This window comes from Micromonospora sp. NPDC005237, from assembly GCF_040607775.1.
Lineage (GTDB): Bacteria > Actinomycetota > Actinomycetes > Mycobacteriales > Micromonosporaceae > Micromonospora.
Map to the genome: position 1 here is coordinate 102,974 of NZ_JBEXHJ010000006.1, position 23,650 is coordinate 126,623.

16 protein-coding genes are annotated in these 23,650 nt (G+C 73.7%); 6 read left to right on the forward strand and 10 right to left on the reverse strand.

Features of this window, described 5'->3' with window-relative positions:
* Positions 1–59 precede the first annotated feature (59 nt).
* Positions 60–911, forward strand: coding sequence for a pyridoxal kinase PdxY (gene pdxY / locus ABZT87_RS17730; protein WP_354863366.1), 852 nt, complete (start codon positions 60–62; stop codon positions 909–911).
* A 100-nt stretch (positions 912–1,011) separates the two neighbouring features.
* Here pdxY and ABZT87_RS17735 read toward each other — a convergent pair whose 3' ends face one another.
* Together ABZT87_RS17735 and ABZT87_RS17740 are read right to left on the reverse strand one after the other, a co-directional pair.
* A complete protein-coding gene (locus ABZT87_RS17735) occupies positions 1,012–1,938 on the reverse strand; it encodes an acetamidase/formamidase family protein (RefSeq protein WP_355136642.1) in 927 nt (308 codons plus the stop codon).
* A 127-nt stretch (positions 1,939–2,065) separates the two neighbouring features.
* Entirely contained in the window at positions 2,066–3,139 is a 1,074-nt protein-coding gene (locus ABZT87_RS17740) for a hypothetical protein (RefSeq protein WP_355136644.1), read from the reverse strand.
* A gap of 381 nt (positions 3,140–3,520) precedes the next feature.
* Between ABZT87_RS17740 and ABZT87_RS17745 the strand changes: the two genes are divergently transcribed.
* Positions 3,521–4,261 (forward strand): cellulose binding domain-containing protein, encoded by a 741-nt coding sequence (locus ABZT87_RS17745; protein ID WP_355136646.1) that lies wholly within the window; start codon positions 3,521–3,523, stop codon positions 4,259–4,261.
* 28 nt (positions 4,262–4,289) lie between these two features.
* On the opposite strand, the gene ABZT87_RS17750 is transcribed toward ABZT87_RS17745, so the two are convergent.
* From ABZT87_RS17750 to ABZT87_RS17785, 8 genes are all read right to left on the reverse strand, one after another.
* The gene (locus tag ABZT87_RS17750; RefSeq protein WP_355136648.1) at positions 4,290–5,087 is read right to left on the reverse strand and encodes an SAM-dependent methyltransferase; all 798 of its coding nucleotides are present in this window, start codon (positions 5,085–5,087) and stop codon (positions 4,290–4,292) included.
* 79 nt (positions 5,088–5,166) lie between these two features.
* Positions 5,167–5,547 (reverse strand): YccF domain-containing protein, encoded by a 381-nt coding sequence (locus ABZT87_RS17755; protein ID WP_354863332.1) that lies wholly within the window; start codon positions 5,545–5,547, stop codon positions 5,167–5,169.
* 44 nt (positions 5,548–5,591) lie between these two features.
* A complete protein-coding gene (locus ABZT87_RS17760) occupies positions 5,592–6,293 on the reverse strand; it encodes a cellulose binding domain-containing protein (protein ID WP_355136650.1) in 702 nt (233 codons plus the stop codon).
* A 101-nt stretch (positions 6,294–6,394) separates the two neighbouring features.
* Positions 6,395–6,775 (reverse strand): DUF742 domain-containing protein, encoded by a 381-nt coding sequence (locus tag ABZT87_RS17765; RefSeq protein ID WP_355136652.1) that lies wholly within the window; start codon positions 6,773–6,775, stop codon positions 6,395–6,397.
* The gene (locus ABZT87_RS17770; RefSeq protein WP_355069227.1) at positions 6,753–7,202 is read right to left on the reverse strand and encodes a roadblock/LC7 domain-containing protein; all 450 of its coding nucleotides are present in this window, start codon (positions 7,200–7,202) and stop codon (positions 6,753–6,755) included. Before ABZT87_RS17770 ends, ABZT87_RS17765 begins: the two co-directional genes overlap by 23 nt.
* Positions 7,199–9,205, reverse strand: a complete 2,007-nt coding sequence (locus ABZT87_RS17775; protein WP_355136654.1) for a nitrate- and nitrite sensing domain-containing protein — start codon at positions 9,203–9,205, stop codon at positions 7,199–7,201. Before ABZT87_RS17775 ends, ABZT87_RS17770 begins: the two co-directional genes overlap by 4 nt.
* A gap of 43 nt (positions 9,206–9,248) precedes the next feature.
* Entirely contained in the window at positions 9,249–11,825 is a 2,577-nt protein-coding gene (locus tag ABZT87_RS17780; protein WP_355136656.1) for a LuxR C-terminal-related transcriptional regulator, read from the reverse strand.
* A gap of 5 nt (positions 11,826–11,830) precedes the next feature.
* On the reverse strand, positions 11,831–13,096 hold the full coding sequence (locus ABZT87_RS17785; RefSeq protein ID WP_355136658.1) for an Hsp70 family protein: 1,266 nt from the start codon (positions 13,094–13,096) through the stop codon (positions 11,831–11,833).
* 297 nt (positions 13,097–13,393) lie between these two features.
* On the opposite strand from ABZT87_RS17785, the gene ABZT87_RS17790 reads away from it, so the two are divergent.
* The 4 genes from ABZT87_RS17790 to ABZT87_RS17805 all read left to right on the forward strand — a co-directional run bounded on the left by ABZT87_RS17790 (position 13,394) and on the right by ABZT87_RS17805 (position 23,597).
* A complete protein-coding gene (locus ABZT87_RS17790) occupies positions 13,394–14,281 on the forward strand; it encodes an IniB N-terminal domain-containing protein (protein ID WP_355136660.1) in 888 nt (295 codons plus the stop codon).
* 115 nt (positions 14,282–14,396) lie between these two features.
* Positions 14,397–16,259 (forward strand): dynamin family protein, encoded by a 1,863-nt coding sequence (locus tag ABZT87_RS17795; RefSeq protein WP_355137113.1) that lies wholly within the window; start codon positions 14,397–14,399, stop codon positions 16,257–16,259.
* Positions 16,256–17,716 (forward strand): GTP-binding protein, encoded by a 1,461-nt coding sequence (locus tag ABZT87_RS17800; protein ID WP_355136662.1) that lies wholly within the window; start codon positions 16,256–16,258, stop codon positions 17,714–17,716. The genes ABZT87_RS17795 and ABZT87_RS17800 overlap by 4 nt, the downstream gene beginning before the upstream one ends.
* Before the next feature lie 295 nt (positions 17,717–18,011).
* On the forward strand, positions 18,012–23,597 hold the full coding sequence (locus tag ABZT87_RS17805) for a GH92 family glycosyl hydrolase (protein ID WP_355136664.1): 5,586 nt from the start codon (positions 18,012–18,014) through the stop codon (positions 23,595–23,597).
* Positions 23,598–23,650: the final 53 nt, after the last annotated feature.

A 23,650-nucleotide genomic window follows, 5' to 3' on the forward strand; every position in this document is an offset into this window, starting at 1 on the left:
AGCCGACAGATTCGGCGGGCCGCGCGCTGCGCGCCGTCGGAGGCGGCCATGATGGGTCGGTGCAGATCCTGTCCATCCAGTCGTCGGTCGCCTACGGCCACGTCGGCAACTCGGCCGCCGTCTTTCCCCTCCAGCGACTCGGGCACGAGGTCTGGCCCGTCCTGACGGTCCACTTCTCCAACCACACCGGGTACGGCGCGTGGCGCGGGCCGCTGCTGGCGGCCGCCGACGTGGCCGAGGTGATCGCGGGCATCGCCGACCGGGGGGTTCTCGGTGGCGCCGACGCGGTGCTGTCGGGCTACCAGGGCGATCCGGCGATGGGCGCCGTGATCCTGGACGCGGTGGCCCAGGTCAAGGCCGCCAACCCGGCCGCGGTGTACTGCTGCGACCCGGTGATGGGCGACATCGGCCGGGGCATGTTCGTCCGGCCCGGCATTCCGGAGTACCTGCGCGACACAGTCGTGCCGCGCGCCGACATCATCACGCCGAACCACTTCGAGTTGGACTTCCTGGCCGGCCGCACGACGTCCTCGCTGGCGGAGGTGCTGGAGGCCGTCGACGTCGTCCGTGCCACCGGGCCGCGGCACGTCCTGGTCACCAGCGTGCTGCACAGCGACGTCCCGGCGGGCGCGCTGGAGGTGGTGGCGGTCTCCGACGAGGGCGCCTGGGCGGTGACCACCCCGCTGCTGCCGATCAGTCCGAACGGCGGGGGTGACGTCACCGCGGCGCTGTACCTGGCGCACCTGTTGACCTCCGGCTCACCCGCGACCGCGTTGGAGCAGACCATCTCCTCCGTCTTCACCGTCCTGGAGGCGACCCTCGCGGCGGGCACCCGGGAGATCCAGCTGATCGCGGCACAGGACGCGATCGCCGAGCCGCCGGCGAGGTTCACCGCCCGCCGGCTGCGCTGACAGCCGTCCGCCGCTGCGAGCCGGCGCGGGCGGTCCGCCACGTCGCCGCCGCGCGGCGGTCCGCCACGTCGCCGCCGCGCGGGCGGTCCGTTGTGGCGGCTCAGCGCAGCGCGTCGTCGCGCAGCACCGCGTGCGCGCCGACGGTCTGGTTGACGATCTGGGTCACCCGCACGTCGACGACGACGCTGGCCAGCGCCACCGCGTCCGGTCGGCTGAGGCCGTGCAGCCGTTGCAGCAGGGTCAGCATCCCATCGAGGGCCATGAACGTCGCGTCGTCGAGGGACGCACCCACGCCCAGCGTCAGCCAGGCGTCAGCGGTGCGGGCCACCGGGCCGGTGACCGGGAAGTCGTCGCGGACGTCGAAGGTCAGCGTCACCTCGTCCATCGGGCACTCGATCGCCGTACCGCCGACCTCACCGTCGCCCTGCGCGGCGTGCCCGTCCCCCACCGAGAACAGCGCCCCGTCGACCGGGATCGGCAGCAGCAGGGTGCTGCCGGCGGTCAGGTCCTTGCAGTCCAGGTTGCCGCCCCAGGGCCGAGGCGGAATGGTGGAGTGCTTCCCCGGCTCGGCGGGCGGCATGCCGAGCACTCCCATGAACGGGCGCAGCGCCACCGTGTGGCCATGCTGGTTGCGGCCGGTCAACGCCACCGGGTCCAGCTCCCAGGCGTGCACCACGCCGTCGGCCGCGACGCCGTAGCGCTGGTTGAACCCGCTCGCCCACCCGCCGGCCACCGTCGTTCCCCAGGTGGCGGGGACGATCGCGTCGATGCGTACCGCGAGGGTCTGGCCAGCCCGCGCACCGCGGACCGCGACCGGCCCGGTCAGCGCATGCCCGTGATCGGGCCGGTGCTGCGGGGCCCGGGGCCGGTCCCGGTTCGCCCCGCCGGGGTACGGGCCGGCCGACCACCAGCAGTCCAGGGTGCGGTAGGTGACGGTGTCGCCGGGGTCGATGGTGAGGGCCGGCGCGAGGTCGGGGGAGAAGTGACCGTGCAGGGTGTCGTCGCCGGGTGCGAGGGTGTGTCGCATCTGCGCAGGCTACGTGCCGACGCCGCGCGGCGCGACCGCTGCGGGGCGGCCGACCGCGCCCGGCGGCGGCTCGTGAGCCGGTGCGCGGCCGGCCCGAGCCGGGCCGGCCGCGCACCTCGGCCGCCGGTCAGTCGACGGTCGGCGCTGCCGTCCTGGCCGCCTCGGCCAGCGCCGCGGCGGCGCCGGCGTACGGGTTGTAGCTGTAGCTGCGCGCCAGCCCGGCCGGGACTGTGAAGTACTCGCCGGACAGCTTCGCCGGGTCGCTGGCCAGCTCGCCGCGGGCGGGCACGTCGTTGCCGTCGTCCCAGCCCCAGGGGGCGTTCGCGGAGTTCGCCGAGCAGCTCCAGGTGCCGGAGCCGCAGTCGCCGGAGGTGTCGCCGGCGAACGTGCCCAGGCTGGCGAACAGGTTCGCGTTGGTCCGCTGCGCCCACAGCCCTCCGGCGGCGAAGATGTCGACGAGCTGGTACCGCACGTCGCGGTCGTTGCCGCTGCTCGGCGTCTCGGCGACCGTGGACGGGTAGTAGACCAGGCCGTCGCCGTTGATGGCGTACTGCGGATATGCCTTCAGGCCGTGCCCCTGCGCCTCCTGGGCGGTCACCGGGTGCGTGAAGGAGTCGTGTGGTGAGGTCTGGAACTGCAGGGTGCCGTCGACGCTCTCGCGGCCGCTGGTCCAGGTGCTGCCGGCGGGCGTGTACGAGTAGAAGTCGCTGTGCGCGACCGTGACCGCGCCGCGCAGGACGCCGTACGGGGAGCCGTCGCGCTCGATCGCGAAGAGGACCCCCTCGCCGTCGTTCTCGTGTTCGGTCTCGAAGAACGGGTGATCGGTCCAGTCCCGAGGGTGGAAGAACAGGTACGTGATGTACCAGTGCGTGCTCGTCTCCACGACGGAGTAGTACGCGTGCGCCGCGAGCGAGGTGCCGGACTGGCCGGCGCGGTCCCAGTTGTTGCGCCCGTTGAGGTCGCCGTCGAAGTCCACGGCGGTGAGATAGTCGGACTGGCCGCCCAGGGCGTGGGCACCGGTGGCGTCGACGTCCTGGTAGTGGACGGGCGCCCAGCGCAGGGCCAACTCGGCCCGGCTGACGGCGGCGGTGGCGGGCGCCGGCGCCGTGAGTGGGGAAACGGCCAGCGCCGCCGCGGCGGCCGTCGCGGTCAGTGCCCTCGCCACCCGGCTTCGCCGGTTCGTGCTGCTTCTGTCGCGCATGGTGTGCTCCCGCATCGAATTGACAGGCCACGATGGATGATCGTCGGCGGAGGGGTCCGGCACGTGTCCCTGCGGCGAGGAGCAGGCAGCCGCTTCTCGACGGGCTCGCGTCCGACGACCCGGTGCCGCCGCCGCTCACCGGTTGGGCAGATTGTATTGATGCCCATCGAATGCGATGCTGGGGGTCGGTCGCGCTCGGGAGCCAGCGCGCCCGTTCTTCTCCGGATCCGGGGACGCGCGAGGTGGCCACACCCCCCGCGCCGGGCAGTCCTCGTCAGCGGCCGCATGCCGATCGCCGTCGGGCGGCCGCCGTACGTCCGGCCCCGTACGGTCGGTCGCCCATCCGCGACCGCGACGGCGACGGTTTCCCCGGAGGTACCGATGCTCCGCATCGTCCTGGCAGTCACGACCATGGCGCTGGCCGGCTGGGCCGGCACGACCGGCTCCGCCGAGGCAGCGCCGGCGCCGGCGGTCACGCCCACACCCACCCTGTCGCCGTCACCGACCCCGACCTGCCCGCCGGCCATCCCGATCAGCGCCTCGGTGACCGCGGTGACCACCACCAGCGTGACGTTGTCGTACTCGATCCTGTTCCGCCCGCCCTGCGGTTACGACCCGCCGATGACCGTCCGACTCTTCGCCAGCCGGGAGGACGCCCAACAGTGGCAGGCTCCGGTGGCCCAGGCCGTCACCGGGCCCGAGCGCAACGGGGTCGTGACCATCGGCCAGCTGACGCCCGACACCGAGTACTGGTACCGGTTCAGCGACGCCGAGGGCCGTCGGGACCCGTACCTGGTCGGATCGGCCCGGACCGCTCCGCTGACGGCGTGCCGGGCGACCGCCACCATCGACTCCCGCTGGGGCACCGGCTTCGTCGCCACCGTGACGGTGCGCAGCACCGGGACGCAGGCGCTGGACCGGTGGAGCGTCTCCTGGCGGTGGGCCGGCGACGAGCGCATCCAGACGGTCTGGGGCGGGGTCGTCGAGACGGTCGGCGCCGACGTCACGGTCCGCAACGCCTCCTACAACGGGACACTCGCGCCGGGCGGCGCGACGACGTTCGGCGTGCTCGTGACCACCAGCGCGGTCCCCGACGGGTTGACGCTGACCTGCAGCCGCTGACCGGTGACCCGGCCGTGGCCCGCGCCCGTCAGGATTTGCGGGCCACGGCGCCGTAGGCGTCGATCCCCTCGGCGTCGGCGTCGTCCGGGCGCCACAGCGGGATCGGCACGAGGCCGGGCTCCACCATCGTCAGCCCGGAGAAGCAACTGGCGAGATCCTCCGGGCTGCGCAGGATGTACGGCACACCACCGTTCTCGGCCAACCGCTGCGCGCCGGAGACCACCGCCGGGCTGGTGTTGGTGCCGTCCCAGAGCACCAGGTGGCTGCCGGACGCGGTCGCGTCCATCGTCCGCCCGACGATCGAACGCACCACGTCCAGGTCCGGCTCGTACCCCAGCACACCCATGAACATGACCGCGATCGGCTGGTCGAAGTCCAGCGTCCGCGCCGCCTCGGCGAGGATCCTCTCCGGGTCGTGGTAGTCGGCCGGAACGTACGTGGTGACGCCCTGCGGGGTCGTGCTGGCCAGCAACGCGCGGGCGTGCACGAGGACCATCGGGTCGTTGTCGACGTAGACGATCCGCGAGTCGGGCGTGACGTCCTGGGCGACCGCGTGGGTGTTCTGCATGGTGGGCAGGCCCGTGCCGATGTCCAGGAACTGCCGGATGCCCGCCTCGGCGGCCAGATGCCGTACGGCCCGCACCAGGAACCGGCGGGACTGCTGCGCCATCACGACGATCTCCGGGTAGACCTCGGCGACCGCGTCACCGGCCGCCCGGTCGGACTGGAAGTTGTCCTTCCCGCCCATCCAGTAGTTCCAGATCCGCGCCGCGTGCGGCACGTCGGGCTGAAGCGTCGTGGTGAGTTCGGCGTCCGGGCCGGCCATGCCAGGCTCCTGTCGAGGGGTTCGTCGGGGTGGTAGCACTCCGGATTGTCCACGATCGACGGTGCCGGCCCGGACCGGGTCACGGCGCGTCCACGACCTCCCGGCCCAGCGGCCAGAACGCCGCGGGGACGAGCTTGAAGTTGGCGACGCCGAAGGGGATTCCGATGATGGTGACGCAGAGCGCGATGCCCGCGAGGATGTGGGACAGGGCGAGCCACCAGCCTGCCAGCACCACCCACAGCACATTCGCCAGCCCGGAGCCGACGCCCGCGCCCGGCTTGGGCACCAGGGTGCGACCAAAGGGCCACAACGAGTAGACAGCGAGGCGCAACGAGGCGACGCCGAACGGGATGGTGATGACCAGGACGAAGCAGACCAGCGCGGCGAAGCCGTAGCCGATCGCCAGCACGAGGCCACCACCGAAGACGAGCCACAGGACGTTCAGGACGAAGCGAATCACCCCTTCAGCATGAGCCACGCGCGCCACCGGGGGCCCGGCCGCCGTCAGTCCGGCAGCCCGCCGCAGGCGACACCGTCGATCGTGCACGCCGTGGGCGTCGCGCCGACCGCCGCGCCGTTGACCCGGAACGTCACACGGACCGAGGCGCTGCCCGGCACCTGCCCGACGCTTCCGTCCGGCACGAACGTCCACACCGCGCCGTCCTGCGTGGCCCGCGCGCCCTGGACCGCGCTGACGCGCAGCGACTCCCGGGGCAGCGTGATGGCCAGCGTCCACTGCGTCACCGGAGCCGGCCTCGGATTGCTGACGGTCACGGCGGCGCCGTAGCTGAGCAGGGCCTGGTCCTCGATGGCGAAGTCGGCGCCGAGAGCGGCCGGGGTCGGCGACGCCGACGAGGGGGGCGCGGCCGGCGCGCTGGTCGGCGGCTCGACAGGCGGCGGGACCGCGCTGACCGACGGCGGCGCGGACGTGGGCGGGCTGCTGGCCGCCGGCTTCGCCTGCCCCCGGGGTGTACCGGCCCCGGGGGTGCCCAACTGGTCCACCGACGGGGGCGGATCGAGGGTCACCGGCGCCAACTGCTCCGGCGTGCGCACCACACCGATGATGGAGATCACCGTCGCCACCACCACACCGAGCGCCGCGAGCACGGCGATCCAGGTGGCCCGTGACACCTCGCCCCGGCCGGTGACCACCCGCCGTACGGCTGCGGCGGCGGCCACGATCCGGTCCAGCAGAATGATCGCCACAGTACGCCGTGGCTGCGGCGGTGTTGCCGGCACTGCCTCTCCCCTTCACTTCATTCCCGGACGCCAACCCGCGACCGCTGGGTCGCGGTGGCACCCGGCCGTCACAGGGCGCGCAACCCGACAAGTATCGACTCGAGCAGCTCCTGCGACGGCAGCTCCGACAGCGTCGGTGGTTCGTGCGTCTCGACCAGACCCGCTCCGAGCAGGTCACCGAGGAGGACCCGGACGGTGCCCAGGGGCAGATCCAGCTCGGCGCTGACCTCGGCCACCGACACTGGATGGTGACACAGCTCGACGATCCGCGCCTGTTCGGGGAAGAGTGCCGTGGGCGGTGTGGCCGGCCGCCGCGCGACGACCAGCGAGATGAGGTCGAAGCGGCCCCGCTCGGGTGCGGTGCGCCCACCGGTCATCGTGTACGGACGGGCCACCGGGCCGGCGTCGTCGTCGTACCACGCCTCGTCAGCGGAGCCGGCGCTGTGCACCAGAGTCCCCGCTTCTCGCCGCGGAGGCCGGGCCCAGGGTGATCGGCAGGTGCCGTTCGGCCTGCCCCACGAAGAGCGCGACCTCGTACGCCATGTCACCCACCTCGGTCTCGTCGCCGGCGATCCGGACGGTGAGGATCGTCCCGTTCGGAATGGTGGCGACGAACAGGAACGCCCGCGACATCTGCACGACGATCTGGCGCAGCCCGCCCGCGTCGCAGGTCCGGGTGGCGGCCAGCCCCAACGCCAGCAGACCGGCGACCACGCCGGAGATCTGTTCGGCCAGCTTCGGCTCCACCCGTCGGGAACCGCCGAGCGGGAGCCCGTCCGGGGAGAGCACGACGGCGAACTCCGCCCCGCGTACCCGGTCGACCAGACGGTCCAGCGCGTCGGTCAGGCTGTCCGCGGTGACCACTGCATGCGTCATCGATGTCTCCTCGTTGCTCTCGTGACCGGCAGCTCGACGGTGTCGGGGCCGGTGCTGCCGGGTTCGGGCCCGGTCGGCCCGGATTCGGGCCCGGCGGCCCGGGACTGGCGGACCCGCATCGGCAACTCGCCGGCACCGCCCGCCCGGCCCGCGTCGGGCGCGTTGGGCCCGCTGTGACCCGACCGGCGCGCGGGGCCGGGGACCGCCACGGCAGGTGCGCCGGTCACCGTGACCAGTTGCGCCGGCAGGTGCACGATCGCGGCCGTCCCGCCGCGCCGGCTGGGCCGCAACGTGACCCGGGCACCGCAGCGGGCGGCCAGCAGGGCGACGGTGTGCAACCCCGTGGCGTCGGCGGGCGGGTGGGTCGGCGGGTTCGTGAGCAGGTGGTTGGCCTCGCTCAGCGCTGTCGCGTCGAGGCCGGGACCGTCGTCGACCACCACGACCGCGCAGCCGTGCGGCCGGTGCTCACCAGCGATCCGGACGGTGGTGTCCGGGGCCGAGTAGGCCAGGGCGTTCTCGATCAGCTCGGCCAGCAGGTGTACGACGTCCGTGACGGCCGGCCCGGCGAGCGACCACGGCCAGTGCGGCGCGACCAGGACGCGGTGGTACTCCGGCACCTCGGCGACCGCGCCGCGCGTGACGTCGAGCAGGGGGACCGGGCGCCGCCAGCGGCGGGCCGGGGTCGCGCCGGCGAGGGTGATCACCTTCTCCACGTTGCGGCGGATCCGGGTGGTGAGGTGGTCGAGCTGGAACAGCTCGTCGGCCTCCTCGGCGCTGTGCTCCCGCCGCTGCATCGCGTCCAGCAGGTCGAGCTGATCGCGGAGCAGGACCTGGTTGCGCCGGGTGACCCGCAGGAACAGATCCCCGACGCGACGGTCCTCGACCGGCCGGCTGCCGGCCTGACCGCTGCCGGTCTGGCCGGCGGGCGGCTGGTCGTCGGCGGGTGGGGCCGGGACCGGCTCGGGCCGGCTCGGGTCGGTGCCCGAGGGGGCCCGCTCGTCGGTCAGGCGGCGCACGGTGGCGGCCCAGCCGAGCAGCACCGCCAGCACGGCGATCAGCCCGAGCCCCACCACCGCGCCGGTCCGCCCGACGATCACCGCGGCGCCCGGCGTGGCCCGTTCGACGCTCCCGCGGGCGGTGGTCGTCACCAGCTCGTGCAGAGCGCCGAGCGCGGCGTCCGCCGCCGCCCGCCAGTCCGCCGCGCTGATCCCGCGCAGCGCGTCGACCCGGTCCGTCCGCAGCAGCGCGTCCTCCACGGCGAGCAGACCCGCGAACTCCGGGCCCGCCGCGAGACGCTGGTGCGCGCCCCGGCCGCCGGCCGGCAGGCCGGCCGCCGCCTCGGCGCGGGCGTACCGCTGGGTGGTCACCAGCTCGACAAGCCGGCGCCGCTCCTCGGCGTTGATCCGACCGCTCAGGACGGCCGCGCTGACCAGGGTGTCCTCCCGGGCGAGCAGCTCGCGGGCGCGGGCCAGCGCGATCACCGCGCGGGTCTCGACCGCCAGCCTGCTCTCGTACGCGCCCCACTCCGGTCCGTACACGTCGAAGGCGGCGTCGACGAGTTGGTCGTACCGGTCGATCGCCCCGGTGCGGTCGAGGTACCCGGCGTCCACCTGGGACCGGACGGCGCCCAGCCCGTTCAACCGCCGGACGAGCGCCTCGGCCCGGTCGCGTACCGCCCCGGCGCTGAGCAGGCGCAGATCGCGGCCGGTCGGAAACGCCCGGACGTCCGCCGCCGCCCGGTCGGTCACCTCGCGGGCGCCGGCCAGCGCGGTCCGCGCCGGCGCCGACCCGGCCAGCGACTCGGCGGTCACCCGGCGCTCGGTCTGCAGGCCGAGGATCAGCCGGTCGATGGGCTGGCCCAGGGTGTCGGCCAGGGTCCGCACCCGCAGCAGGTCGACCGCGTCCTGACCGGTCAGGTAGGCCGCGTACGACCAGAGCGTGAGCAGCACCGCCGCCGCGGCGACGAGCCGGACCCGCAGTCGCCGTTCGAGGGTGCGCGTCACGTCGCGCTCCGTCCGGTCCGCGGTGACCCGTGGCGCTTCCGGCTCATCGCGCCGACCGCTGCGGCCAGGGCTGCCCGGCGGCGTCGCTGGCCCGGTCGGCGACGACGGTCCGCAGCAGCGCCAGCAGCTCCGCACGGTTGGCGCAGTTCAGCCGGTTGCGCATGCGGGCCACGTGGTGCTCCACGGTCTTCGCCGAGATGAAGAGCCGATCACCGATCTCCCGGTAGGTCAGTCCGGCCAGCACCAACTCGGCCACCTCGTGCTCCCGGTCGCTGAGCCCCTGCTGGGTGGGGGCGGCGATGGCGCCCGCCGCCGGGGTGGTGCTCTCGCCGGCGGCCGGTCGCGGCCCACCGGTGGCGGCGGCCGGCCGGCCCTGCAGCACCCGGGCGCACTCGAGCAGGGTGGTCATCGCCCGCCGGTCGGAGGTGCGGATCGCGGCCTGCCCGGCGAGGCGCGCGCCGTCCCAGCACAGTCCGGTGTCGTGCAGGCCACGGGCGGCGGCCTCCACCCGCACCGGGTCGACCACGCCCCGCAGCACCTCGACCCAGCTCTCGGCGGCCGCGGCGACCACGGCGGCGTAGCGGCTGTGGTCCGCGGCGGCCAGCAGGGCGGTGACGTGGTCGTCGGCGGCCGCCGGCTCGCCGCTCAGGATGGCCGCGTGCAACCCGCTCCAGTGCAGCGGGACGCTCCACAGTGTCGGGGCGCCGAGCCGGTCGAGCAGCGCCCGGCCCTCCCGCAGGTACGGCGCCAACCGGGCCACGTCGCCCAGCCGTGCGCCCGCGATGGCCAGTTCGCCCAGCGGCAGCAGCGTGAACAGGTCGACGGGATGGCGGACCACCGCCTCCAGGGCCTGGCCCCACCCCCGCTTGAGCGCACCGAGGTCGCTGGTGCGCCGGCCGATGCCCATCCGCAGCGCGGCGGCGAAGAGCAGGTCACGGGACTCCAACGGCCGCTCGTCGGCGGTCACCGTGGCGAGGCGTTCGGCCGCCGCGAGCGTCTGGCCCCGGACCATGAGGATCCAGGCCTGCAACAGCCGGTGCCGGCGGGCCATCAGCGGACCGCCGACTCCGGCCGCCTGCGCCCGGTGCAGCACCTGCTCGGCGATGTCCAGCTCGCCGGAGTGCACGGCGGTCAGGGCGGCCAGCGCGGCGGGACTGTCCGGCAGGAGCGCCGCCCGGCCGTCCGGCTCCAGCAGCGCGGCGGCCTGGACGAGGGCGGAGAGCGCCGCGCTCGGCGTGCCGGTGACGCTCTCGCGTACGCCCTGGGCCATCAGCCGGGCGGCGCTGGCGTGCAGGGTGGGCGGTTCGACGGCCGACCCGTCCACCGGCGGCCCGGCGGCGGTCAGATCGCCGGTGGCGAGCCCGCCGACGGTGGCGTACGCCAGCGACGAGGCGCTGCCCGACCACCGGTACAGCTCAACGCTGCGGCCGGTGTGGCCGCGGTGCGCCAGAGCGGTCGCGGCCACCACGGCCGCCTCGGCGCGGTCCGTCGGATCGGTGGCGGCCAGCAGCCGGTCCGCCAGGCGCAGCGCGTCGTCGAGGTTGCCGGCGAGCGCGGCGGCGAGAGCCTGCCGGGCGCTCGTCGGGTGCCCGGCCGCGGTGGCGGCGGCGAACAGGTCGGCGGCGAAGGCCGGCTCGTCGGCCAGCGCCTCCTGCGCCGCCGCGGCCAGCGTCGGGGCCGGGCAGTCGCCGAGCACGCCCACCGCGAGCAGCGAGCGCACCAGCGGCAGCACCGGGCCGCCCCGGGCGAGCTGCAACTCGGTGAGGCGACGCCAGACCGCGCTGCGCTCGGTGGCCGGGCTGAGCGTGGTGACGGCCCGCCGGACGATCGGCGTGAGCCGGCCGTCGGCGCCGATCAGCCCGGCCGCCCGGGTCGTGGCGATCAGCTCGTCGACCGCCTCCGGCTCCTGGTCGAGCAGCGGGCCGAGCATGGTCACCGGCAGCGGTACGCCGGCCGCGACCGCGAGCAGCAGCCGTCGTACGGCGGTGGGCTGGACCTCCAGCTCCGGTGCGAATTCGAGGACGACGGACCGGGGTGGTTCGGCCGGGGCGCCGGTCAGGCCCGGGACTGTGCGCAGGCCACGGGTCAGCCGCTCGACGTCGCGGGGGACGCCACCGGTCTGCGTGTGCACGAAGTCGACCAGGTCGCCACGGTGGGCCAGCTCGGGCGCGGCGGCGGCGAGGTGGGCCGCGGTCTGCTCCCGAGCGTACGGGCCGAGCAGCACGGCCTGCCCTTCGCGGCGCAGCGCGTCGGTCAGCTCGGAGAGGACCGCCGACCGGGGCCAGGGCCGGTGGGCGACGACCAGTCGGTGTCGCCGGGTGGCGACCAGGCCCAGCAGCACGCCGATCCGCTCGTCGTCGAGCAGGTGCGCGTCGTCGACCAGCAGCAGCTCGGCCGGGTCGACGGGATCGCCCGGCTGCGGGACGCCCGTCCGCACGGTGACCCCGGCCCGTTGCTGGCTGCGCGTCAGCTCGGCGAGCAGCGCGGTCTTGCCGTGACCGGCGGGGCCGGCCAGCCCGACCAGGAGCGGGCCGGTCGGATCGTCGGCGACCCGGTTTAGCAGGGCCCGGGGTGCTCTGCCGAGCACCAGTCGGGACTCGACGACGTCATTCATGATCATTGTGGTCATCCTTCGCGTCCCCGGCTGAGCGTCAGTGCCAGGCGGGACGCCTTCGGCAGGTCGAGGGGGAGGATCCGGACCGGAGGGCGGGGTGGCGGCTCGCCCGGATCGGTGGCGTGGTCCCGGGGTCGTCGCAGGGCCGGGATGGTGGCCCGGCCGGAGCCGGCGACCGGTGCCGGATCGCGGACCGGAGTGGGGTGCCGGGGGCGGGGTGACACCACCTGGCAGGCCGCGCTCGCCGCCCCGATGGCGGCGGTCAGCTGCGCGTCCGGCTCCACCTCGACCGGGACCGGAAGCGCCGCGGTGATCAGCTCGGTGACCAGCGGGATGCGGGCCGAGCCGCCGGCCAGCAGGACGCCGTCGAGCTGCGTCGGAGTCAGGCCGGCGCCGTGCACGGTGCGCAGCAGGAGGTCCACTGTGGCCTGCACGGTCGGGCGGATCATGGCCTCGAACTGCGCGCGGGTCACCGGTATCCGCGCCGGGCCGGTCGGCAGGCTCAGCACCACGTCGGCGGCCAGCTCGACGGTCAGCGCCCGCTTGACCCGGTCGCACTCGGCCGGCAGCCCGCGCAGGGCGGCGTGGTGCTCCCGACGGCCGGTGGCGGCCAGCTCCCGCGACAGCACGGTGCGTACGTGGCTGGCCAGCAGTTCGTCGAAGTCGGCGCCGCCGATCGGGTCGAGACCCTGCGGGGTGCCGAAGCTCTCGTAGGTGCCGCGCGGGGTGCGCCGCACCAGGGCCGCCTCGAAACTGGCGCCGCCCAACGCGTAGACGGCGGCCGTGGTGCCCGCGAATCCGCGGGCCGCGTGGCTCTCGGCGACCGTGACCGTACGCGGCAGCAGCGTGACGGTGCGCAGACCGAGTTCGACGAGCGCCCGGTGCAGCAGCTCCCGCCGGTACGGCCGCCAGGCCGCCGGGTGGCTGAGCACGACCGCCTCGGCCGGGCCGCCCTCCGCGGCGTGCACCTGCTCCACCACCCACGCGGCCAGTTCCGCGGTGAGCGTCTGCGGCGCGCACGGCTCGCCGCCCAGCAGCAGGGGCACGTCGTCGCCGATGCGGCGGACGAAGTCCCTGGTGGTGCGGCTGCCGTCGTCGGTGACGGGCCCGCCGATGTGCAGGGCGCCGTCCTCGGCCAGGTGCAGCACCGACGGTACGAGGGGCGAGCCGGCGTTGAGCGGAACAGCCTCCGGGCGCGTCCAGGTCCGGCCGTCGCGCCGTGCGACGGCGGCGGCGGTGTTGGTGCTTCCGATGTCGATCCCCAGGACGTACGGCATCCGTCTCTTCTCTTTCCGCGAGTTGGCCGGCTGGTGGCGATGGCGTCGGCGCTGCCCGGCGACCCACCCCCGGCGAAACCCGCGGGCTCCTACGTTCGTACCAGAGATCGCTCCCCGGTCGGGACCCTAATCTGCCCGGGACGGTTTCCCCCAGTCCCCCTAACGGTGGAGCCGATCAAGGCCCTAACGCGGCCGGATCGGATGCGGGCCGAGCCCCGATGTCCGGGATCGGCCCCCGCAATAACGTCACTGTCGACGAACGACGGTCGCCGACGCCAATCCGAGGAGAACCGGCACATGGACTCGCAACAGACCCTCCACGACTTCGTGCTCGACCTGCTGACCAACCCCGACGCGCGGTCGGCCTTCGACCTCGACCCGGAGGGCGCGCTGCACTCCGCAGGGCTCAGTGACATCACCGCCGCCGACGTGCAGGACGTGGTGCCGCTCGTGGTCGACTACGCGCCGGGACAGGGCCTCGCGCCGATGGTTCCGGCCGTCGGGCAGCTCGGGTTCGACCCGCTGGTGACCGACGCCACCGACGTGGTCGGCCAGCTGCAGAGCGTGGCGCAGCAGATCAGCATCACCAGCTCGCCCGCCGGGGTGGACGTCAAGGCCGGAGTGCTCGGCGCCATCGCCGTGGACCCGACGACCGTCGCCGCCGGGGTGACCGTGCTTCCGGGTCTCGGCCTGGGCGTCGGCCCGAGCGGCCTCGACACCGACCTGACCGGCGTGGCCGACGTGGCGCACACCCTCGACGCGGACGTGGTGCAGCCGGTCGACGGCATCGCCGACCCGGTGCTGGGCGGCGTGACCGGCACCGTCGGGGACCCGACCGGTGTACTCGGCGTCACCGACCCGGTGCTCGGCGGCGACGTGACCGGCGGTGTCCTCTCCGGCGTGCACGGTCAGGTCGACGGCATCGTCGGCTCCCTCGGTGTCCACGACACCCTGGGTGGCCTGGGCCTCGGGCACGGCGCCGTCGGCGGTGTGGTGCCGCCGGTCGACGTCCCGTCCGTGGTGGGCGGCGTCACGCACCACGTGGACAGTCTCCTCCCCGGTGTCACCGGCACGGTCGGTGACGTGACCGGAGGGGTCACCGACGGTGTGACCGGGGACCTGCACGACGGGGGGCCCGCCTCGTCGGACCACGGGCTGCTGGGCATCACCGGCGGTCTGCTCTGACGGGGATTCCCGTCGGAAGCGGGAGGCCGGGTCGCCTCGGGCGGCCCGGCTCTCTCCGGTTTCCTTTCCGGTCCCTCTTGATAATTGAGCCGAAATCCGCACACTTGGTGCGGTGATGGCGGGGATCTGGTTGGACGTACTGGACGAGATCGCCCGGACGTGCAACACACACGGTCGCGGCGACCTGCTTCAGACGGTCCGACAGAAGCGTGCCCAACTGCTGGACCCGAAGCTGCGCGTCCTGGTCGTCGGCGAGCCGAACCAGGGCAAGAGTCAGCTCATCAACGCGATCATCAACGCGCCGGCCTGCCCGGTCGGTGACGGGCGTACCACCGTCCTGCCGACCGTGGTGCAGCACGCCGAGGCCGCCTCCGCGGCCGTGGTCCAGGCGCCGCCGGTGTCGGGACGGCCCACCGGCGCCGCGGGCGCCCCGGCCGCGACGCTCGTCGAGCGGACCCCCTTGGCGCTCGACCAGATCGCGGCCGGGGTGTCCGGCACGCTCGGGCGGCGGCCGGGCGGCGGTCCGGCGTACGTCGAGATCGGGTTGCCCCGCGCGTTGCTCGCCGCCGGACTGGTGCTGGTGGACACTCCCGGCACCGACCAGGTCGCGGCGCTCGGTGGGGCCGCGGAGGTCGCCGCCTCCACCCGCGCCGACGCCGTGCTGCTGGTCTCGGACTCGACCCGGGAACTCTCGGTCGCCGAGCTGGACATGCTGCTGCACGTCACGCGCTCGCAGCCGAACGTGGTGGTGGTGCAGAGCAAGACCGATCTCGTGGCGGACTGGCGTGCGGTGGCCGAGCGCAACCGGCAGCACCTCGCCGACGCCGGTGTCGCGGCGCCGCTGATTCCGGTGTCGGCGACCCTGCGGCTGCGCGCGGCGACGACCGACGATCGCGGTCTCAACGCCGAGTCCGGCTTTCCGGCGCTGATCGCCCGCCTGCAACGGGACCTGACCGGCAAGGCCGATCACCTGGCGCGGGCGTCGGTGCAGGCGGTGGCCCGTACGGTGGTGGAGCAACTGGCCGCGCCGCTGCGCGCCGAGCTGGCGACGCAGGAGGCCGAGGAGCAGTCCGGGCCGATCTCCCGGCTGCACGCCGCCCAGCGGGAGGTCGACGAGCTGCGCCGCTGCTCCACTCGGTGGCAGAACACGCTCGCCGACGAGATGGCCGACCTGCTCTCCGACATCGAGTACGACCTGCGCGACCGCACCCGCCAGATCCTGCGGGCCGTGGACGAGGCGTTCGACGCGGCGGACCCCCTCGTCGCCTGGGACACCTTCGCCGAGTGGCTGGAGCGCAGTCTCGTCGAGGCCGCGGAAGCCAACCACGAGTGGCTGATCCAGCGCTGCGACTGGATCGCCCGTCGGGTGGCGGCCAACTTCAACCGGTACGGCTACGACGTGCTGCCGCCCTGGTCGATGACGATGCCGGCGGATCTCGGCGACCGGCTGCCGGACCTGGAGCGACCGAGGATCGACAAGTTCACCACCGGCCAGAAGTTGTTCACCGGCATGAAGGGCTCGTACGGCGGCATGCTGATGTTCGGCCTCGCGACGACCCTGGCCGGAATGCCGATGATCAACCCGGTCTCGGTAGGCATCGGCGCGCTCTTCGGCGGCAAGAGCATCCGCGACGAGGGCAAGCAGTTGCTGCGCCGCCGCCAGGCGACCGTCAAGACGGCCATCCAGCGGCATGTCGACGAGTTCTTCGTCCGGATGGTTCGGGACTGCCGCGACGCCACCCGCCAGGTGCAGCGGATGCTGCGCGATCACTTCACGGGGCTGACCGAGGAGTTGCAGGAGGCCATCGTGCAGTCGTTCCGCAGCGCGAAGCAGGAGGCCGACACCGATGTCGCAGTGCGCGAGCAGCGGCAACGGGAGATCCGGCTGAAGATGACCCGCCTGGCCGCGCTCTACGAGCAGTCCCAGCAGTTGACCGGCGCCCGGTCCACCCCGGTGCTGCTGGAGCCCCGGGCATGACGGTCGGGGTGCGGTTGGACGAGGCGGCGTGGGGGCTGCTGCACCAGGCCATGGACGTCTACCAGCACGACGCGCGGGCCGTCGGGCGGTTGCGGCACCAGGTGGCGCGGTTGGAGCAGCCGCTGCGGATCGCGGTGTCCGGCCCCTGGCGGGCCGGCAAGTCGACGGTGCTCAACGCGTTGATGGGGGAGGAGGTCGCGCCGGTCGAGGGCGCGGACGGCGTCTTCACCTGGTACGAGGACGGCGCTTCGCCGCACGCCACCGCCTACCCGGTGGACCAGCCTCCCCAGGAGCTGACGGTGGTCAAGTCGGCCACCGGGATGCGGGTGGATCTCGGCTGGCGGGTCGGGGAGGTGCGCGACATCGTCGTGCGGTGGCCGACACGGGCGTTGCGGCAGGTGACGCTGATCGACACCCCGGCCCTCGCGACGGTCGACGAGCAGGGCCACGCGCCGGTGCTGGATCGCGTTCTGCGGGACTCGGACGCGGTGCTGTTCCTGACCCGCGACGGTCGCGACAGTGATCTGCGCGTGTTGGAGTCCGCTCGGGACAGTGTCGTCGGGCAGGCCGCCCCGGTGAACGTGATCATGGTGTTGTCCCGGGCGGACGAGGTGGGCGGCGGCCGGATCGACGGGCTGCTCACCGCCCGTCAGCTGGCCCGACGGCACCACCGGGATCCCCGGGTGGGCGCGCTGGCCGTGAACGTGGTGGCGTGCAGCGGGGCGATCGGCCTCGCGGGCCGGATGCTGAGCGAGTCCGACTTCGCCGCGCTCGCGGCGCTGGCCCGGGCGTCCCGCGCCGAGCTGGAGGCCCACCTGCTCTCCGCCGACCGCTTCGTCCGGGGCGAGCTTCCGGTGCACCTGGACTCCGAGGTGCGCGCCGGTCTGCTGGATCGGTTCGGGCTTTTCGGGATCCGGCTCGCGACGACCCTGGTGCGCGGCGGGTTCGACACCCGGGTGACGTTGTCGGCCGAGCTGATCCGGCGCAGTGGGCTCACCGAGCTGCGGGAGTCGATGACCCGCTGTTTCGTCGATCGTCGCGACACGCTCAAGGCGCGCTCGGCACTGGCCGCGGTGGAGGCCCTGGTGCGGGCCGAGCCGGTGCGCGGGGCCGACGAATTGGTCGGCGCCATCGAGCAGATCCTGGCGGGTGCGCACGAGTTCCGGGAGCTGCGCCTGCTGGTGGCGCTGCGCAACGCCCGTCTCGGTTTCGACGCCGAGTTGGCGGCCGAGGCGCAGCGGCTGGTGGGCGGTGAGGGGGTTGGTCTGGCCGCGCGGCTCGGTGTGGAGCACGAGGCGACAGTGCAGCGGCTCTGGGAGGTCGCCGCCGACGCCCAGTGGCGGTGGCGGGACCGGGCCGAGGATCCTTCGCTCCCGCTGGCCCAGCGCCGGGGCGCCGAGGTCGTGGTCCGCAGTTGCGAGGGGATGCTGGCCGAGCTGGCCGCAGGCGGTCGCTGAGCGCCGCCGGCCCTGGGCGTCCACCCCGGACGCCCAGGGCCGGCGTGTTTCCTTCCGGTCAACCCATTGACAGGGCCGTGGTCGCGCGGAAGCATCTGCCCAACATCCACGGTTCTGCCCTCGCTTGTCACGCACGTCCGATGACAACGATGTCAGGTCCGACCCGTCCGTCCACGATCGACCGCAGCAGCCACCGTCCCCTCCCGCCCAGACGTACGACGTACTCGACCGGATCGAGTCGAAAGGCCCCGCCCCCATGCCGTATCTCCCTCGTGCGCGCACCGTGTCCCTCCGGATGGCAGCCGCGACCACCGCCGCCCTGCTGCCGCTGGGGCTGGTCGTCGCCGCGCCCCTGGCCAACGCCGCGCCCAGTGCCGCCCCACCGGGCTCCTTCAGCTCCTCGTTCGAGTCGGCCGACCCGCAACCCGCCACCAGCACCGTCGAGGTCGACAGCTCGGGCCGGCCCGTGCAGGGCAACCTGAGCGGATCGAGCAGCGCGAACCTGCCCGGCAGCCTGCTCGGCCAGGTCGATGCCGTGACCGCGAGCGCCCAGAACCCGCCGAACGAGATCGCGGCGAACCTCGCCGACGGCAACCCGTCGACCAAGTGGCTGGCGTTCGAACCGACCGGCTGGGTGACGTACCGGCTGGCGAAGCCGGCGGTCGTGGCGCGGTACGCGCTGACCTCTGCGGACGACGAACCGACCCGCGACCCCCGCGACTTCACCCTCCAGGGCTCCACCGACGGCAACACCTGGACGGACCTGGACCGGCAGACGCAGCAGCGCTTCGCCAAGCGGTTCGCCACCAACACGTACCGCGTCTCCAACACGACCGCGTACGGCTGGTACCGGCTGTCCATCTCCGCGAACTCCGGTAACTCCCTGACCCAGCTCGCCGGCTGGGACATCAGCGACGGCTCGGACGTCCGCCCGCCCGCCACGCCCATGGTCACCGGCGTCGGCCCCGGGCCGGTCGGCGGCTACACGACGAAGCCGAGCGCCGGCTTCACCGGGCTGGCCGCGCTGCGCTACTCCGGCGGCGCGGAGGCCGACGGCCGCTCGTACGCGACGAACAGGCTCTTCGACGTCGACATCCCGGTCGGGCCGAACACCCGCCTGTCCTACCGGATCTTCCCCGAGTTCACCGGCCAGGACGCCCGGTACCCGTCCACCTACGCGGCCGTCGACCTGCACTTCACCGACGGCAGCTACCTCAGCGGACGGTCGGCGGTGGACCAGCACGGTTACGCGCTGACGCCGGCCGGCCAGGGCGCGTCCAAGGTGCTCTACGCCGACCAGTGGAACGCGGTGCGCGCCGACATCGGCGCCGTCGCCCGGGGCAAGACGATCGACCGCATCCTGCTCGCCTACGACAACCCGCAGGCGACCGGGGAGACCCGGTTCCAGGGCTGGCTCGACGACGTCGAGGTGACCGGTTCGCCGGCGGCGATCGACGGCTCCCGGCTGACCAACTACGTCGACACCCGGCGCGGGACCAACTCGACGGGCGGGTTCTCGCGCGGCAACAACCTGCCGATCACCGCGGTGCCGAACGGCTTCAACTTCTTCACCCCGGTGACCGACGCGACCTCCGACTCCTGGGAGTACGAGTACCACCGGGCCAACAACGCGGCCAACCTGCCCACGTTGCAGGGCCTCGCGATCTCCCACGAGCCCAGCCCGTGGATGGGTGACCGCAACCAGATGTCGGTGATGCCGGTGGCCGGCGACGGCCCCCTCACCGGGTCACCCGCCAGCCGTGCGCTCGCCTTCCGGCACGACGACGAGACGGCACAGCCGGACCTCTACCGGGTCACGACGCAGAGCGGTCTGGTGGCGGAGATGTCACCCACCGACCACGCCGGGATCATGCGGTTCACCTTCGGCCCCGGCCCGGCGACCGGAAGTCTCGTCTTCGCCAAGGGCACGTTCACCATCGGCGCCGACGGCACCTTCACCGGCTGGGTCGACAACGGAAGCGGCCTGTCCGCCGGGCGCAGCCGCATGTTCGTCTCCGGCGCCTTCGACCGCGCGCCGACGACGTCCACCGCGACGTCCGCCACCTTCGACGTCTCCGCCGAGCGGCAGGTGACGATGCGGATCGCCACCTCGTTCCTCTCCGTCGACCAGGCCCGCCGCAACCTCGACCTGGAGGTGACCGGCCGGAGCTTCGATGCGATCCGCGACGCCGCCACCGCCGCGTGGAAGGACCGCCTCGGCCGGGTCGAGCTGCGGGGTGCGACCGAGACCCAGCTGGTCACCATGTACTCGAACCTGTACCGGCTGAACCTGTACCCGAACTCCCAGTCGGAGAACACCGGCACCGCCGCCGCACCCCACTGGCAGTACGCCAGCCCGGTGTCCGCGCCGGCCGGCACGTCGACCGCCACCCGGACCGGCGCGAAGATCGTCGACGGCCAGATCTACGTCAACAACGGCTTCTGGGACACCTACCGCACCGTATGGCCCGCCTACTCGCTGCTCTACCCGGACGTCGCCGCCAGGATCTCCGACGGTTTCGTCCAGCACTACCGTGACGGCGGCTGGATCGCCCGCTGGTCGTCGCCCGGCTACGCCGACCTGATGACCGGCACCAGCGCGAACGTGGCTCTCGCTCAGGCGTACCTCACCGGGGTCAAGCTGCCCGATCCGCTCGCGGCGTACGACGCGGCCGTCAAGGACGCGACCGTCGCGTCCGGGCGCGGCGCGGTCGGACGCAAGGGCATCGAGACCTCGCTGTTCCTCGGCTACACGCCGACCTCCACTGGGGAGTCGGTGTCGTGGGCGCTGGAGGGCTACATCAACGACTACGGCATCGGCAACATGGCCGCCGCCCTGGCGAAGGACCCGGCCACGCCGAAGTCGCGGCGGGACCAGCTCAAGGAGGAGTCGCGGTACTTCCTGGAGCGTGCCCGCAACTACGTCCACCTCTTCGACGAGAAGACCAAGCTCTTCCAGGGCCGCGACGCCTCCGGCGCGTTCCTCGCCGGTGACCCGCTGGACTGGGGTGGCGTCTACACCGAGACCAACGGGTGGAACTTCGCGTTCACCGCGCAGCAGGACCCGCAGGGCCTGATCAACCTGTACGGCGGGCAGAAGGCCCTGCGCGACAAGCTCGACACCTTCTTCGCCACCCCGGAGAACGCCGACCGCCCCGGCGGCTACGGCGGCATCATCCACGAGATGCTCGAGGCTCGCGCGGTGCGCCTGGGTCAGCTCGGCATGAGCAACCAGCCGTCGCACCACATTCCGTACCTGTACGACATCGCCGGCGCGCCGGCGAAGACGCAGGCGATCGTGCGCGAGATCATGCAGCGCCTCTACGTCGGAAGCGAGATCGGCCAGGGCTACCTGGGCGACGAGGACAACGGGGAGATGTCGGCCTGGTACGTCCTCAGCTCGCTGGGCATCTACCCGTTGCAGGCGGGCTCGACCCACTGGGCCATCGGCTCGCCGCAGTTCACCAGGATGACCGTCCACCGTCCGACCGGCGACATCGTGGTCAACGCCGCGAACAACAGCACCCGCAACGTGTACGTGCAGAGCGTCAAGGTCAACGGCAAGAAGCAGCGCGAGGTGTCCGTCGACGTGTCCGCGCTCGCCCGGGGCGCCACGATCGACTTCCAGATGGGACCGAACCCGTCGTCCTGGGGCACCGGCCGCAACGACGGGCCGCCGTCGCTGACGAAGGGTGACGCGGCACCCGAGCCGTTGCAGGACGTCACCGGGCCCGGCCTGGGCACCGCCACCGCCAGCGGCGGTCAGGACGCGTCGAAGCTGTTCGACGACTCGTCGACCACGCAGCTGACCGCGTCGTCGGGCACGCCGCAGATCAGCTGGGCCTCCCGTGGCGGCCGCCAGAAGCCGACGTACTACACGCTCACCTCCGGCGCGGGCGCCGGTGACGCGGCGGACTGGCGGCTGCAGGGCTCCACCGACGGTCTCACCTGGAGCACCCTGGACTCCCGCGCGGGCGAGGTGTTCCGCTGGCGCAACCAGACCCGGCCGTTCCGGATCGACAAGCCGGGGCGGTACTCCCAGTTCCGCCTCGTCGTGACGAAGACCGTCGGCGCCGCGCAGCCGACCCTCGCCGAGATCGAGCTGCTCGCCGGCGGCGACCTCGACCTGGGCGGCGGCGACATCACGGTGACCGCCACGGACGGCGCGCACGCGCTCTCCGGCGCACCCGCGACGGTGGCGCTGGCCACGGTCACCGGCGGCGCCGCCGACGACTACCGGGCGACGATCGACTGGGGTGACGGCTCACCGGCCACCGAGGGCACCCTGACGCTGAGTTCGCGGGCCGTCTACCGCGTCAGCGGCGAACACACCTACGCCACGCCCGGCTACCACCAGGCGAACGTCACCGTCACCGACGGCACCAGCCAGGGCTCGGTGACGGTCGGCGTGGACGTCGCGTACGCGCCACAGAACGGTCTCGCCGCGGCGTTCGACACCGTGTGCGTCGGCGACGAGGGCACCCTCGCGGCGGACTGCGACGCGAAGTCGTGGGCGTACTCGCGGGCCGCCCTGGCCGCGGCCGGCGTGACCCAGGGTCAGCGGCAGCAGGTGCCGGGCACGGCGCTGGGCTTCACCCTGCCGCAGATCCCGGCCGGGCAACCGGACAACGCCACCGGCAACGGCGCGACGATCGCTCTGCACCTGCCGTCCGACGCCCGGACCATCTCGTTCATCGGCGCCGGCACGCAGGGCAACCAGAGCACCGCCGGCACGGTGACGTTCAGCGACGGCAGCACCGCCAGCATCCCGATCCAGTTCAGTGACTGGACGCTGGGCGGCAACGCCAACGGCACCCCGTCGTACGGCAACATCGTGGTCGCGAAGTCCGCGTACCGGCTCAGTGGCACGAGCCGCGACGGCGCACAGCCGTTCCTGTTCGCCACCACGCCGTACCAGATCCCGGCGGGTAAGACGCTGGTCTCGGTGACCCTGCCGACGCAGACCGGCGATCCCCGCTCGGCGGGCCGGATCCACGTGTTCGCCGTCGCCGACGACGGCACGCCGGCCGCCGCGCTGGCGACCACCGCCCCCGCCGACCAGAGCGTCGACGCCGGGCAGGTCCTCGCGGCGAACCTCGGGTCGGTGACCGGCGGTGTCCCCGGCGCGACCGGCTACCGCGCCCGCGTCCATTGGGGCGACGGCACGGTTCCCGACGACGTCACGGTCGGCGCGGCCGGCGCGCTGAGCGGCCAGCACACCTACGCGCGGGAGGGCACCTACACGGTGCACGTCACGGCGTGGGACACGCTGTCGAGCAGCACCACCACCTTCACCGTTACCGTCCGGCGTGCCGGGCCGCAGCCGACGCTCGCGGTGTCCGGGGCTCAGCCGGTCGTCGCCGGTGACGCGGTCACGGTCGACGGCAGCGGGTTCGCCGCCGGCGAGCGGGTGACGGTGGTTCTGGCCGCCGGCACGACGCGGAGCGTGACGGTCTCGGCGTCCGCGACGGGCACGGTCCGCGCCTCCGTCGCGACGTCGGGGGACACGACCCCGGGCCGGTACGCCGTCAGCGCCACCGGCGCGTCCTCGGGTACGCCGGCGACGGCCACCGTCCAGGTGACCGCGCGTCCGGCGGGCCCGGCCTACCAGCCGCGGGTGTCGCTGCCCACGACGTCCGGACCGCGCGGTATGTCGATCACGGTCGACGGTTCCGGGTTCGCGCCGAACGAGGCGATCACGGTCAGCGTCGGCGACGGTCGTGCGGTCGGCACGGTACGCGCGAACGGCGACGGCGTGGTCTCCGGCGCGACCGTCACCGTTCCGGATTCGGCGCAGCCGGGCGTGACCAGTGTGACGCTGTCCGGCGCCACGTCGGCGACGGCGGTGTCCCGACCGTTCACGGTCACCGGCGCGAAGTAAGCCGGGAACAACACAGTCGGGCGGGCCGTGCTTCACGGCCCGCCCGACACCCG